Here is a 13,126-nt window from a genome sequence, read left to right as displayed (position 1 = left end):
GAACACGTCAAAACCGACAGCCAAGACGCCGCCACCGACGTCAAAGACCGCGCCACCAACGCCAAAGACACCATCCAAAACACCTAGGCAGGCGCAACACAGCACCGGGGCCGTCTTTCCTCTTCGGAAGGGCGGCCCCGGTGTCTCCATCCGCTACAGCAAAGGAACTGCCATGAAGAAGTTGCTCTTCGCCTTTTTGCCCGCCATCATCGGGCGCATCCTGCGGGCCAGGAAAGCCCGGCAAACGGGCGCCGGCCAGGTCCCGCCGAGGAACCGGTACTGACAGCAGGCCGTTACGAAGGGTGCGCCTAGCGCTTGCCCTTCTTGCGGGAGCCCTTGCCCCTGCCCTTGTCCGGGTTGGGGGCGTACCTCTGGGCCACCTTGGGTGCGGCCTTCTTCCCGCCGGAACCGCGGCGGTCGGGTTTCGGGGCCTTCTTTTCCTTGACCGGCTGCGCGGAGGGCTGCCGTGAGCTCTGCGCCGTCCGGCCGCGGACGATGCCGATGAACTCTTCCAAAACCTCGTCTGTACTGTCCGTGGCCCAAACCAGGGCGATCTCAGTACCGGGCGCATCGGTGGCGCGGCGGGCCACAGTGTCCTTGACGTTGAAGTGGCGGGCCACGGACATGGGCAGGATCACCAGTCCGGCGCCGGAGGCCACCACCTGCAGGGCCGGCTCAGGGCCGCCGAGAGCCGCCACGTCCAGGAAGGACTCCTGGTCCAGGTCCGCCAGCGCCACTTCCTCGAACACCGAAATTTCGTGGCCCTTGGGAGCGACCACCACGGCCTGCTCCTCGTAGAGGGGAATGACGCTGAGTCCTTCACGCCCGATCGGGAGCCGGACGAAGGCCATGTCCGCGGAACCGCCGCGGACCGCCTCAGCCGGCCCGCCGCCGTCGTGCATCTCCGCGTGAAGGGGAATGTGCGGCATGCGCTCTTCCCAGCGGCGGATCCATTTGCCCGGCGTCACGCCCGGAACATACGCGATGCGCAGCTCGCGCGGCGCTTCGGCGGGAATGTCACCGGTGGAAACGGCGTCGTCTGGGGAGGAGGTTGTGGAGGGCACGTCTTCACAGTACCCGCCGCCCGGATACCCTTGAAGCATGACCTCTGCAAACTCCCAGTCCATGAAGCCGGCCACCGTTGCCAAGAAACTTGGCATCTACCTGCCCGCAACACCGCAGGAGTTCCAGGATTCGACCATCACCCGCGAGGAATTCGCCGAACTCCAGGCGAACCCGCCGGAGTGGCTCGCCGAGTTGCGCCGCAACGGTCCGCACCCCCGCCCCGTGGTGGCGCAGAAGCTGAACGTCTCAATCAGCGGCCTGGCCCGCGGCGGCGTCGAGGATGCGCTGACGACGGCGGAAATCACCGCTCTGCTGCAGGCTCCGCCGCAGTGGCTGGTCACCGAGCGCTCCACCCACGCAGCAGTCCGCGCGGAGGCGCAGCGGGTGAAGGACGAGGCCGCAAAGAAGGAAGCCAAGCGGGCCCGCGCCAACTGACGCCACCGCTCGATGGCAATCAGAAGCTTGTCCGCAGATCCGAACCCTGAAGGGCCCGGATCTGCGGACAGGCTTCTGTTGTTTCCGGTGTGCTCCCCTTGTAAGGGCGGCTCAGTCCTGGTGCAGCTGGATGTAGTTGCCGCAGCCGTCGTCGAAGACGGCACTGATGCCGGACGGGTCCTCGGCCGGCGGGCTCTTGAAGCTGACGCCCGCGGCCACCAGGCGGTCATATTCGGCCTGGACATCCGGTACGCCAAACACGATGGCCGGAAGCCCTGCCTCATGGACCGCGTTCATGTAGTCGGCCCCGATGGGGTTGTCACTGGGCTCCAGGAGAAGTCCCGCTGAGTTGTCCGAGGCACCCGGGTCCTTGATGATGTACAGGTTGTACTCCGGCATGGCCATGAGGGTGTCAAAGCCCAGCGTCTTGGTGTAGAAGTCATGCGCGAAGGCCGGGTCCTTGACGTGGATACTGCACATTTTGATTCGCATGGACCCCAACTTACCCTCGCTGCGCGCTTAGCTGACAAGGATCTGGGTGGCGGATTCTTTGAGCTTTCCGTTGGCCCATTTCATCTGCCGGATGTTCTGCGCGTGGCAGCGCTCTGCCACCTCCAGCAGGTCCTTGTGTTTGATGCCCTGGGCTGCCTGCGCCACGAGCTCCCAATCTGCGGAGACGCCGCAGGCCTTGATGTAGGCCTCCCGGAGGTCGCGCAGGAGCAGCAGGCCCGCCTCGGCGTCTCGGCCCACCAGTTCGCTGCCCTTCTCGCGGATCTTCTCGAGGAGCGTGTTCTCGCCCTTGGGTTCGGGATCCAGTTCCTGGCCGTAGCGGCCGGCGATGGCGGCGATCTCGCGGACGTGCTGCTGGGACCATTTCGCAAGGTCGCGGGCCAGGTGGTAAATCTCGTGGTCCACTTTGTGCCGCTCCGAGACGCGGAGAAGGTGTTGGGCGAGGTCGTTCTCGTCGCGGTGGAGCTGTGCCAGTACCAGTCCAATTTTCACAACGATGCCTCCCTTTCGTGGGTGCCACTGCCATCGTGGCCGTCCTCGGGACCGGCGCCGTTCCCGGAGATTTCCTCGTCGGCCAGGGCGGACGGAATGCCCCTGGTCCGAGCCTCTGCCGGGAAATCGCCGGCAGGGGCGGAGGCTGTGTTGGTGGGTGCAGGGGCGGGTCCGTCGCCAGACCGAACCTTTAAAATCCGGGCAGCCGCGGTCTTGAAGATGGGCTGCTTGGAGGCGGCGTCCCAGTCCGTGATGGTCAGCTCGTTGGCGGCGCGTCCTGCGCCGTCAGGTTCGTGCCCGCCCGGCGTATCCCAGTAGCCGTAGTGGAACGGCAGGAACACCACGCCGTCCCTGATGCCGCCGATCCGCACCTTCGCCTGCACGGACCCGCGCGGAGTGGCCACCTCTGCAAGGTCCCCTTCGGCAAAGCCGTACGTGCCGGCGTCGTGCGCGGACAACTCAACCCAGACGTCCGGCGCCGCTGCCTGGAGTTCCGGCGCCCGCGCAGTCTTAGTCCGGGTGTGGAAATGGAACAGGGTGCGGCCGGTGATCAGCTGCAGCGGGAACTCCTGGCTGGGGAGCTCGTGCGGCGGCACGTATTCGGCGGCTTTGATGATGGCACGGCCCTCCGGATTCAGGGCCTTGTACTCGGTGGGGTCCACGGGGGCGCCGGTGATGAGGTCGCGGCCGTAGGTCTCGCAGTAGTCCGGGTGGGCCCAGAACTTCCCGTCTGCGTAAATGCGTTCGGTGCCGTCCGGGTTCTCCTCGTTGCACGGCCACTGGATGCCTGAGCCGCCGCGCAGCTTGCCGTAGGTGATGCCGGTGTAGTCGCACGGCCGCCCGCGGGTGCACTCCTTCCATGCCTCGAACGCGGACTCGGGGCTGTCCCACTTGATAAGTGGCTGGCCGTCCTTGTCCTTCAGCCCCATCCGGTGGGCGTATTCAATGAAGATGTCCAGGTCCGTGCGGGCCTCCCCCGGCGGGTCCACCGCCTTCTCGGACAGGTGCACCGTGCGGTCCACGTTGGTGAACGTCCCGGTCTTTTCACCCCATGTGGCGGCGGGGAGCACCACGTCTGCCAACTGGGCCGTCTCGGTCAGGAAGATGTCCTGCACCACCAGAAACAGCCGGTCCTGCTCCAGGATGGAGCGGATCCGCCGCAGTTCCGGGAGCGAGACGGCAGGGTTGGTGCCGCTGACCCACAGCAGCCGGATGGAGCCGTCCTCCGCGTAGCGCATCATCTGCATCAGGTGGGTGGGCGGAGAGTAGTGCGGGATGGACATGGGGTCCACGTTCCATACGCGCGCCAGGTCCTTGATGTGGGCATCGTTGGACCAGTTCCGGAACGCTGCGAGGTCGCCGTCCGCCCCGCATTCGCGGGTGTTTTCGGCCGTCGGCTGGCCGTTCATCTGCAGGATCCCGCACCCCGGCTTGCCCAGCATGCCGCGGATGATGTTGATGTTGTTGACCTGGACGGCGGCGGCGGTGCCCTGGTTGGACTGGTAGAAACCCTGCAGCGCTGTGGACAGGAGCCGCTCCGCGTGGCCAAGGATCCGCGCCGCTTCCTCGATTTTTCCAGCCGGAACACCCGTAATTTCGGCAGCAAGCGCGGGCGGGTACTTCGCCACCTCCTTCGCCAAATCCTGGTAGCCCACCGTGTGCGCCTTGATGTAGTCCTGGTCCACCCAGCCGTTGGCGATGATGTGGTGGAGGATGGCGTTCATGAGGGCCACGTTGGTGCCGGGCCGGGGCGCCAGGTGCACCGTTGCGGCCTTGGCAACCTCGGTGAGGCGCGGATCCACGCAGATGATTTTGGGCGGAGTGGGCCCGGCCAGGCGGTCCAGCATCCGGGTCCACAGGACGGTCTGCGTTTCGGCCACGTTGTGGCCGTAGAGGGCGATGACATCAGCGTGGTCCACGTCCGTGTATGAGCCCGGCTGGCCGTCGCAGCCGAAGGATTCCTTCAGTGCTTCCGCCGCCGTGGCGGTGCAGAGCCGGGTGTTGCCGTCCACGTGGTTGGTCCCGATCCCGCCGTGGGCAATGGTCCCCAGGGTGTAGTACTCCTCGGCGAACAGCTGGCCCGTGGTGTAGAAGCCAAGGGCGCTGGGGCCCTGCTCCGCCAGCAGCGCCTTGGACCGGGCCACGACGCGGTCCATGGCCGTTTCCCAGTCCGTCTCCACGAGTTTTCCGCCTTCCCGGATCAGCGGCCGGGTCAGCCTGTCCGGGGACGCGTTAGCCTGCCAGCCGTACAGGTCCTTGGGACCGAGCCGGCCGCGGTTCACGCGGTCCGAGGCACGGCCGCGCACGCCCACAACCCGGTTGTCCTTGACGGCGATATCCATGGCGTCGCCGTTTGAATGGAGGACGGAGGCGGTCTGGACCCAGCGGTCCACGGAGTCCGCGTCAACTCCTTCGGCCAGGTGGGTGTCCACGCGCACCGGCCACGTTCCGCCGCTGCCGTACGGGGTCCTGGTACCCCACGGTTCTGCGATCCGGTCAATCCGACCCATCGGTTCATCTCCCGTCCCAAAGCGCCCGGAACACCCCTGGGGCGCACATCAAGCCTGCGCACCCAAGCCGCGCGGCAGCGCTGCACCTGCAGTACAGGGGAAACGTACCCTTCCCTGCGGCGGCAAAACGCCCGCATGCAGCCGGCATTGACCGCGCAGCCGGAACAGGGTGCAATTGAATGACCAGCCCGGGATTCCGCGGCCCGGGCGCACGCTGGAGGTGCCAGGTGGCAGCCGTGACGGAAGGACTTGTGCAGGGACTCGTCGAGGGGGCCTGGGCGCTGGTGCTGTGCGGGCCGGTGCTGGTAGCCAGCGTTGCCGCCACGGTTTTCGTGGTGCGGCGCAGGACTCTCTTGGCGTCCGACGGCGGGGGGCAGCGTTCGGACCAGCTCTTCTGGGACCTTTTCCTAGGCTCGTGCGTGGCGGTTCCCGCGCTGCTGATTCCTACGCTGATTTCCCCTTGGACGGGCCTGTTCCTGGCCGGCGCCGCCGTGGCAGCGGGCATCGGTGCGTACCGCTGGACGCCGCGCTACCTGGCCGGGCGCTCACGCCGTCGGGAAGATCTTGCCCGGGAGGCAGCACACCAGGCTGCGCGGGCCCGGCACGATGAGCTGATGGCCCGGTGGAGCCGCTACGAGCTGGATCCTGCGTGCAGCATCGACTACCCGGCACTCACCGATGTCCGCCTTCCCGAAACATCCGCGCTCATCAAGGCCATGCGCGCGGCTGAGGAGCTTCGGAGCGTTCCCGGCCACAGCAGCGGCTCCGCCGGTGGGAAGGAATACCCCGACGCCGTCACCAGCCTGGCTGCCTCCCTCGCCGATGCCGAACGGGCGGCGGGCATTCCGGCGGGCCAGGCGCAGGGGCCAGGTTAAGTGGTGTGTCGGGGGCGGTGGAGCGCCCACCGCCAGCGGGGATAGCATCCCAGAATGAAGCCAGAGGAAATACCAGCCCGCGACCAGTACGGCCGGCTGCTGGAGGACCGTGGGGTCTGGCGGCAGGCCACCACCCTTGAGGCTGCCGGTGAGCTGACCGCGCGCTGGCTGGAGGGCGGAAGTTCCTACCAGCCCGGGCACTTCGCGGCAGACTACGACGACGAAACCAACCCGATCGCCGCCGCCTTGGCGGAGCTGAACCGGAACGGGCTGTTCACCAAGGAATCCCAGCCCGGCATCCAGGACGGCGCCGCAGCGCAACGGCAGTACGTCACCGGGTTCTGCAGTGCAGCGACGGCCGGCGAGCTGCTGGCTCTGTCCACCCGCACGGAGCTTGTAACCATCGCCCACGCCCCGGGCGAGGCCAGCAGCGCCGCCATCCCCGTCACCCTGGACGGTTCTGAGGTGGTGACGGTGCTCGGGTCCAGCGAGAACCCGGTGAACGAGGATCAGATCAAGGCCTGGGCAGACGAAACGAACGATTCCCTGGCCCTGCTGCTGGCTGATTCCTGGTACGTGGAAATCCTGGATCCGGTGTGGGGCCGCAACGACGTCCTCCTGCCTGCGGTGCTGGGTGCGCTGACGGGGCAGAACTAGCGGGAAGTTGTCCCGGTCTTCGCTTCGCCTTGCCTATTCGACATCCCGTTTTGAGCCACCCGGATTTAGGTTTGCGAATGGCTCGGGGTGTCTTCGACAACGCGCTGGCAGCTCAAGGTTGGTCAGCAGAGGCTGATTCTCAACGAGCAAAGATCACTGGAATGCTTCCGTCAGGGTGGACACCACTGCGGCGCTAACTTCCACCACCGTAGGCGTGCCTGATAACAGTGGGAACTTGCCCCCGTGGTGGGTGGCGCTGCGGGCACATCGCAAGAACCAGGCCGGGGGCAGTTCCTTTCCATATCGTCGTATCGTTGTGCCCACAGCTATGGAAAGGAGTAATTGTTGTGAAGGCAGGCGAGGTGACCTTGGGATGTTATCCGCGCGATGACGTCTCATGGGTGAAAGACGGCAAGGTTCGGGAAGGTCGCGCGACGATATTGGTCCGCCAGGCTGACGGGACTTTGAAGCACGCTGGCGAAGTTTCCCTGGGCGATTTGAGGATTCTGCGTCCTGACGTGGAGGTCGGTGGCGAATTCGTCGTTGAGCTACGCGCCCGCTTCGAGTCGGAGATATTCGACCGCCGGGTGACCTTTACCGCCAGTGGTGACGAGAGCAGCGACGTCTTCGTATCGGCAGTCGGGCCCGGCGCGCGCGCTGAACCCAAGGCTGGCCTATTTAAACGGACGCGGTATTCAGGCTTCGAGTTTGGTGTGCTGGTAATGGCCGCCACCACTGAGCAGGGTACGCGCGTCAGCCGCACGTCGGGCCCGCTTGTCGAGCATGGACCCGACGACGGCGTAGCGGCTGGTGCGATTTAGCGCTGCTGGCTCTAAAGGTCGTGGGGACAGATTTCCGTGCCAACCAGTCCGGATCGTCCCTGTCCGTAGGAGGGGTCACCGTCATTCCCCGCCCAGATCACGCCACCCCGCGGGCAGGTCATCACATCGAATGCCCTGCCGTTTAAATGCGCCCGCAGATGGTGACCGTCGTCCTCGACCACTTTCCATCCTGCCGCCGTCAGTTGAGCGCGATAATGCTGCAGCACGTCGACGTCCCCCGAGAGCTTGAACCAACGGGTACAACCGCCCACGCCACTCATGCCCCCGCCGTTGAATTGGCCCACGTGGCTGATGGAATCAAACACCTGCTGGGCTGCTCGATCCGCCGAGGCCATGGGCTCAGCCGTCCCCTCTGTCACGCACTGTGGAGACGAGACGTACTGCGTCTCGAAACGCTGCCCCAGGGCCAAGGGCGTGACAGCAAACATGCCGATCAGCATAAGGGCCGGAATAGCCACAGCCGTCAGCCGCATCCACCGCCTGACCGAAAGCACGAAACCAATAAGGGCGAAGAGGGTTACCAGCAGGAGCGCCAACTTGGAGGGACCGGCCGTCAACCCCCACATGAGTCCATCGAATGCACTGCCCGTGACATCGCCGTAGACACTCATGAATCCGTAGTGGACCAGCACACCCAGAACCGCCAGTCCTGCCCCAATAACGAGCAAGACCGCGGCGGTTACGGACCGGCCGGTCTGGCGCATGGCTCATAGTAGGTTCGGCCCGAGCGAATGTCTACGGGCCTTTCGCAGCCATCCCGGCAACGGCCAGGTTACTCCACAAATCACTTCTGATGGCACAGACGGCGCCACATACGAAAGGTGCGGGGCAGCGCCGTCCGCTGCCCCGCACCTACCTCAAAAAAAACAGTGGCTCTACAGCTCCACGGTGCCGCTCTCGCCGACGCTCATGCGGCTGTTCGTCACCTTGGACTTGACCCACTGCAGCACCGTGGCTGCCGTACCGCCCGGGCTGGTCCAGTACTCTGCAGAGTCCGAATCCACCCGGAGCAGGCATACTTCGGGGGTGTCCGGCCCGTCGGGGAACCATGCCTCGACAACCTGGTTCCACATTTCGTGGATCTTGGCGCGGTCCGTGACCACCTCGGCGGTCCCGGCGACGGAAACCCACTCGGTTTTCTTACCAAAGGAGACGTTCACGCGCGAGTCCGCGCGGACGTGCGCAACCTGCGAGGTGCCGAGCCCGGTGAAGAACCACATGTCGCCGTCGTCCTTGACCTCCTGGACGGCCAGCGGCCGGCTGACGAGGGCGCCTTCTTCGTTGATGGTGGTGACCATTCCGATCTTGGAATCGTTGATGATCTCAGTAACCTTGCTGATGCTCTGTGCGTCAGTCATGCCTCACCTCGTTCGTCTGGAGTCGGGGACACTCCCCACCGCCAGCCTATTAGTAAGCATGCTTATTTGCCAGTACGGTCAGGCTCCCGCGGGAACGGATACCCGCGCCACTTCCGCGATACGCTCCGCGGTGCGGCGGCCCATCCGGATGGCACCGTCCACGTGCTGGTAGCCCTCGGCAGCAAGGTCGGAGGAGGACCAGTAGATGGGGCCCACCGGGGCGTGCTGGTCCTTCCCGTACCGGTGCAGGCCGCCCAGGTCGTAGCTGGCTGCATAAGCGCCGCGGGTCCATTCCTCGGAGCCCCAGTCGGATTCGTAGTACACCTCGGGCGTGAGCGCCTCGTCGCCGAGGTAACCGGCGACTGACGCAAGGATCGCCTTCCTGCGCTCTTCGGCACTCAACTCGAAGACGGCGTCGGCCTTCTCATCTGACACGAAGCCCACCAGGGTGCCGCGGGCATCGCCGTGGTTGGTGTTGTCGTAGACCTCTTGGACCAGGGCATCGGCGCCGAAGCCGGTGCCGGAGAGCCCCCTGGCGCGCCAGAAGGGCGTGGCGTACACCGCGTGGACCTTGATGACCAGGCCCAGGGACTGGTGCTGGTGCATCTGGTGCTGGCGGCGCGGCAGCGGCGGGTTGAACGAGACGCGGGAGTACAGGTTGGGCGGGACGGCCATGATGACGAAGCGGGCGTTGACGGTGGCGCGGTCTGATTCAACGGTGACGCGGTGCCCGCCCTCGGCGTCGGGCTCCCAGTTGACGGTGCGGACCGGGGAACTGAGCACGACGTCGTCGCGCAGGTCCTGCGCCAGCAGCTGCGAAACCTGCTGCATGCCGCCCACCACGCGGCGGTCCAGGATGAAGTCCTCGTCCGTGAGATTGGTGAAGGAGCCCGCGGACGCTGCCATGAGGACGGCCTGCAGGGCCGAGAAGGAGTGCGCGGGCTTGGTGAGCATCCCGCCGGCGATGAACAGGCCGATGTTCTTGCAGGCTTCCTCATTGGCCGAGTTCTGCCGCAGCCAGTGGTGGAACGAGATGGTGTCCAGTTCCCGGGCCTTCGGGTGCGCCCACGGCTCGGCGGGCCCGATCTCGGCGGCGAGCTTATCCAGGATGGCCACCAGGCGGTCCATTTCGACGGCGGTTTGCGGGTCCACGGGGAAGGTGTCGCCGGTGTAGCGCACGGGGACGCCGTCGGCGCCGATGTAGACGGACTCACCGTCACGGTAGCGCGGGTAGGTGTCCAGGTTCAGTTCCTGGAGCAGCTCCAGGAGTGCCTCCTGGTCCGGGGAGACCCACTGGCCGCCAATTTCCAGCATGGCGCCGTCCACATTTCCGGTCCACGTGCGCCCGCCCACCCGGTCACGGGCCTCGAGTACGGCGACGCTGAGGCCGGCCTTCTTCAGTTCGCGGGCGGCCGTGAGTCCGGACGGCCCGGCTCCTACGACAACGACGTCGCGGTTCAGGTTCAGCATGATGTCCTCTCTGCGGCCCCGGGTGATGGAAACCACTAAATGAATGGCATTCATTTAGGAAAACTATAGCCCTTCCGGGCGGGCAGCGGAAGTGCCTGGTGCAATAATGCGGAGGACACCGAGGAAAGGGCAGAATTTGCCGGCAGTACCAGCAGCACAGCAGCGTCCGGCTACCGACGGCGGCGTCCGGAGAAGGCGCGCCGGAAGACCCTCCTCGGCGGTACTGGACAAGGCGGGCATCACCTCGGCGGCCCTGGAGCTCGTCAGCCGGAAGGGGTACGACGGTTTGACCATGGCCGCCCTGGCCAAACTCCTCGAGGTGGCACCCTCAGCCCTCTACAACCACGTGTCGTCGAAGCAGGACGTCCTGCTGCTGGTGGAAGACCACCTGATGTCCCTGGTGGATGTATCCTCCTTTGGCGCCGCCGCCTGGGATGACGCGGTCCGCACGTGGGCCTGGAGCTACCGCAATGTTTTCGCCGAGCACACGCCGCTGATTCCGGTCATTGCCGTACTGCCGGTCACTGACGCACCCCAGACACTTGCCATGTACGAGACAGTCAGCAAGGGATTCCTCGACGCCGGCTTCCCCCAGGACCGGATCATCTCCGCCATCGTGGCGCTCGAGTCGTTCATTTTTGGCTCCGCGTACGATGTCACCGCGCCGGAGGATATCTTCGACCCCGGCACCATGGCCGAATCCACGCCGTATTTCACCGCCGCAGTCCGCGGGGCTGCGGGCACCACCCTCCATGGACACGCCCAAGCTCCCGAGGACAGTGAAACGGCCGCGAAACCCCCGCGCGCCGCCGACGCCGCCTTCGCGCTGGGCCTGGATGCCCTGGTGGCCGGGTTGGGCGGACTCCGGAAAGCAGACTGAGCCGGAAGCCAGCAATCACGGCTTGCCGAATCATGCTTGTAGTACAAGTTTTAAACTTGTATCCTAAGAAGGTGGGCGAAGGAGCCCAGTCCCGCCCTTAGGAGAATCAATGAGCACCGTCGACCTGATCCGGCACGTCAAGCTGTCCACTGCCCGCCTTCCCCTCGCCGTTCCCATCAGCGACGCCAAGGTCTTCACCGGCCGGCAGAAGCCCATGACCGAGGTGGTCTTCCTCTTCGCCGAAATCACCACCGAACTGGGCCACTCCGGCATCGGCTTCAGCTACTCCAAACGCGCCGGCGGCCCCGCCCAGTACGCCCACGCCAAAGAGGTGGCCGAGGGCATCATCGGCGAAGACCCCAATGACATCGCCAAGATCTACACCAAACTCCTCTGGGCCGGCGCCTCCGTGGGCCGCTCCGGCGTCGCCACCCAGGCACTGGCCGCCATCGACATCGCCCTTTATGACCTCAAGGCCAAGCGCGCCGGCCTCCCCCTCGCCAAGTTCCTCGGCTCCCACCGTGACTCCGTGCAGACCTACAACACCTCCGGTGGTTTCCTCAACGCCTCCCTGGACGAGGTCAAGGCACGCGCCACCCAGTCCATCGAGGAGGGCATTGGCGGCATCAAGATCAAGGTGGGCCTGCCGGACTCCGCCGAGGACCTGCGCCGCGTGGCCGGCATCCGCGAACACATCGGCTGGGACGTTCCGCTGATGGTGGACGCCAACCAGCAGTGGGACCGGGCCACGGCCCTGCGCATGGGCCGCCGCCTCGAGGAGTTCAACCTCATCTGGATCGAAGAGCCGCTGGATGCCTACGACTTCGAAGGCCACGCCCACCTGGCGCAGGTCCTGGACACCCCCATCGCCACCGGTGAAATGCTGGCCTCCGTGGCCGAGCACAAGGGCCTCATCGCCGCCAACGGCTGCGACATCATCCAGCCTGACGCCCCGCGCGTCGGCGGCATCACCCAGTTCCTGCGCCTCGCCGCCCTCGCGGACGAACGCGGCCTGGGCCTTGCACCGCACTTCGCCATGGAAATCCACCTGCACCTCGCCGCTGCCTACCCCCGCGAACCGTGGGTGGAGCACTTCGACTGGCTGGACCCGCTGTTCAACGAGCGCCTCGAAACCAAGGACGGCCGCATGATCGTTCCGGACCGCCCGGGCCTCGGCGTGACGCTCAGCGACCAGGCCCGCGCCTGGACCACCGATTCCGTGGAGTTCGGCGCATAACGCTGAAGCCGTAACCTTGAGCCATGAGCCGGAACCTCACCGCGGACCTCGCCGCCGACCTTCGCAACCGCATTGTTGACGGCATCATCCAGCCGGGTGAGAAGCTTCCCAGCGAAAACACCCTGATCAGCGACTTCGGCGTGAGCCGGACCGTGGTCCGTGCCGCGCTGACGAGGCTCCAGGCCGAAGGGCTCGTGGAAACCGAACGGGGGCGCGGCAGCTTCGCCCTCACGCCGCCGTCGGATGGGCCCCAGGCTGTACCCGGGGCCCGTCCGGTGGCCACCACCGAGGACCGGCTGCACCTGCTGGAGTTCCGGATGGGTGTCGAGACGGAGGCCGCGGCCCTCGCGGCGCGCAACCACACCGAGCGGCAGCTGCGGGCTGTGGGCACTGCCCTGGAGGCTTTCACCGAGAGTGCAGGCCACCCGTCCCATGCCATGAAATCGGACTTCGACTTCCACCGCGCGGTGGCGGCGGCCTCCGGCAACCCGTATTACTCCGACTGCCTGGCGGCACTGGGCCAGACGATGATTGCCATGCCGCGCACCCGGCTGATGACCGGCGTCGAGCACTACGCCCGGGACCACTTCGACCAGGTGGTCCAGGAGCACCGCTCCATCCTGGACGCCATCGCTGACGGTGACGAGGCTGCCGCCGCCGCGGCGATGCGCAGCCACCTGGCCAACTCCCGACGCCGGTTCAAGGCATCCGCGCGGCCGTCCGGCGAGCCGGGGCCCAGGCCCGAGTCCTAAGCCTGTTCGCGGATCCGAGCCTTCTGGGCACTGATCCGCGAAC

14 protein-coding genes are annotated in these 13,126 nt (G+C 66.1%); 7 read left to right on the top strand and 7 right to left on the bottom strand.

Features of this window, described 5'->3' with window-relative positions; all coding sequences use genetic code 11:
* Positions 1-308: 308 nt before the first annotated feature.
* Positions 309-1,103, bottom strand: coding sequence for a LysR family transcriptional regulator substrate-binding protein (locus ACFV4R_RS10685; RefSeq protein ID WP_377202499.1), 795 nt, complete (start codon positions 1,101-1,103; stop codon positions 309-311).
* On the opposite strand from ACFV4R_RS10685, the gene ACFV4R_RS10680 reads away from it, so the two are divergent.
* Positions 1,102-1,500 carry a DUF5997 family protein gene (locus ACFV4R_RS10680; protein ID WP_043793645.1) on the top strand — a complete coding sequence of 133 codons (399 nt, stop codon included), beginning with the start codon at positions 1,102-1,104 and terminating at the stop codon, positions 1,498-1,500. The genes ACFV4R_RS10685 and ACFV4R_RS10680 overlap by 2 nt on opposite strands.
* A 111-nt stretch (positions 1,501-1,611) precedes the next feature.
* Here ACFV4R_RS10680 and ACFV4R_RS10675 read toward each other — a convergent pair whose 3' ends face one another.
* The 3 genes from ACFV4R_RS10675 to ACFV4R_RS10665 are packed head-to-tail and all read right to left on the bottom strand — an operon-like array spanning position 1,612 to position 5,012.
* The gene (locus ACFV4R_RS10675; RefSeq protein ID WP_377202489.1) at positions 1,612-1,992 is read right to left on the bottom strand and encodes a VOC family protein; all 381 of its coding nucleotides are present in this window, start codon (positions 1,990-1,992) and stop codon (positions 1,612-1,614) included.
* A 27-nt stretch (positions 1,993-2,019) separates the two neighbouring features.
* Complete coding sequence (locus ACFV4R_RS10670; RefSeq protein WP_377202488.1) at positions 2,020-2,502, bottom strand: hypothetical protein; 483 nt, start codon at positions 2,500-2,502, stop codon at positions 2,020-2,022.
* Positions 2,499-5,012 carry a molybdopterin oxidoreductase family protein gene (locus ACFV4R_RS10665; protein WP_377202487.1) on the bottom strand — a complete coding sequence of 838 codons (2,514 nt, stop codon included), beginning with the start codon at positions 5,010-5,012 and terminating at the stop codon, positions 2,499-2,501. Before ACFV4R_RS10665 ends, ACFV4R_RS10670 begins: the two co-directional genes overlap by 4 nt.
* 236 nt (positions 5,013-5,248) lie before the next feature.
* Here ACFV4R_RS10665 and ACFV4R_RS10660 point away from each other — a divergent pair, with 236 nt between their 5' ends.
* The 3 genes from ACFV4R_RS10660 to ACFV4R_RS10650 all read left to right on the top strand — a co-directional run bounded on the left by ACFV4R_RS10660 (position 5,249) and on the right by ACFV4R_RS10650 (position 7,365).
* Positions 5,249-5,887, top strand: coding sequence for a hypothetical protein (locus tag ACFV4R_RS10660; protein ID WP_377202486.1), 639 nt, complete (start codon positions 5,249-5,251; stop codon positions 5,885-5,887).
* A 54-nt stretch (positions 5,888-5,941) separates the two neighbouring features.
* Positions 5,942-6,544 carry a DUF6919 domain-containing protein gene (locus tag ACFV4R_RS10655; RefSeq protein WP_377202485.1) on the top strand — a complete coding sequence of 201 codons (603 nt, stop codon included), beginning with the start codon at positions 5,942-5,944 and terminating at the stop codon, positions 6,542-6,544.
* A gap of 347 nt (positions 6,545-6,891) precedes the next feature.
* The gene (locus tag ACFV4R_RS10650; protein ID WP_377202484.1) at positions 6,892-7,365 is read left to right on the top strand and encodes a hypothetical protein; all 474 of its coding nucleotides are present in this window, start codon (positions 6,892-6,894) and stop codon (positions 7,363-7,365) included.
* Positions 7,366-7,376: 11 nt separating this feature from the next.
* Here the strand turns inward: ACFV4R_RS10650 and ACFV4R_RS10645 are convergent, their stop codons facing one another.
* From ACFV4R_RS10645 to ACFV4R_RS10635, 3 genes are all read right to left on the bottom strand, one after another.
* Positions 7,377-8,090 (bottom strand): hypothetical protein, encoded by a 714-nt coding sequence (locus ACFV4R_RS10645; RefSeq protein ID WP_377202483.1) that lies wholly within the window; start codon positions 8,088-8,090, stop codon positions 7,377-7,379.
* Positions 8,091-8,261: 171 nt separating this feature from the next.
* The gene (locus tag ACFV4R_RS10640; protein WP_377202482.1) at positions 8,262-8,744 is read right to left on the bottom strand and encodes a pyridoxamine 5'-phosphate oxidase family protein; all 483 of its coding nucleotides are present in this window, start codon (positions 8,742-8,744) and stop codon (positions 8,262-8,264) included.
* A gap of 78 nt (positions 8,745-8,822) precedes the next feature.
* Entirely contained in the window at positions 8,823-10,268 is a 1,446-nt protein-coding gene (locus ACFV4R_RS10635) for a flavin monoamine oxidase family protein (RefSeq protein WP_377202481.1), read from the bottom strand.
* A gap of 82 nt (positions 10,269-10,350) precedes the next feature.
* Between ACFV4R_RS10635 and ACFV4R_RS10630 the strand changes: the two genes are divergently transcribed.
* The 3 genes from ACFV4R_RS10630 to ACFV4R_RS10620 all read left to right on the top strand — a co-directional run bounded on the left by ACFV4R_RS10630 (position 10,351) and on the right by ACFV4R_RS10620 (position 13,083).
* Positions 10,351-11,094, top strand: a complete 744-nt coding sequence (locus tag ACFV4R_RS10630) for a TetR/AcrR family transcriptional regulator (protein ID WP_377202480.1) — start codon at positions 10,351-10,353, stop codon at positions 11,092-11,094.
* A gap of 109 nt (positions 11,095-11,203) precedes the next feature.
* The gene (locus tag ACFV4R_RS10625) at positions 11,204-12,331 is read left to right on the top strand and encodes a mandelate racemase/muconate lactonizing enzyme family protein (RefSeq protein ID WP_377202479.1); all 1,128 of its coding nucleotides are present in this window, start codon (positions 11,204-11,206) and stop codon (positions 12,329-12,331) included.
* Positions 12,332-12,354: 23 nt separating this feature from the next.
* Positions 12,355-13,083 carry a FadR/GntR family transcriptional regulator gene (locus ACFV4R_RS10620; protein WP_091716990.1) on the top strand — a complete coding sequence of 243 codons (729 nt, stop codon included), beginning with the start codon at positions 12,355-12,357 and terminating at the stop codon, positions 13,081-13,083.
* Positions 13,084-13,126: the final 43 nt, after the last annotated feature.

It is taken from the genome of Pseudarthrobacter sp. NPDC059871 (assembly GCF_042731175.1).
Classification (GTDB): domain Bacteria; phylum Actinomycetota; class Actinomycetes; order Actinomycetales; family Micrococcaceae; genus Arthrobacter.
This window is presented reverse-complemented; position numbering and strand designations above follow the sequence as displayed.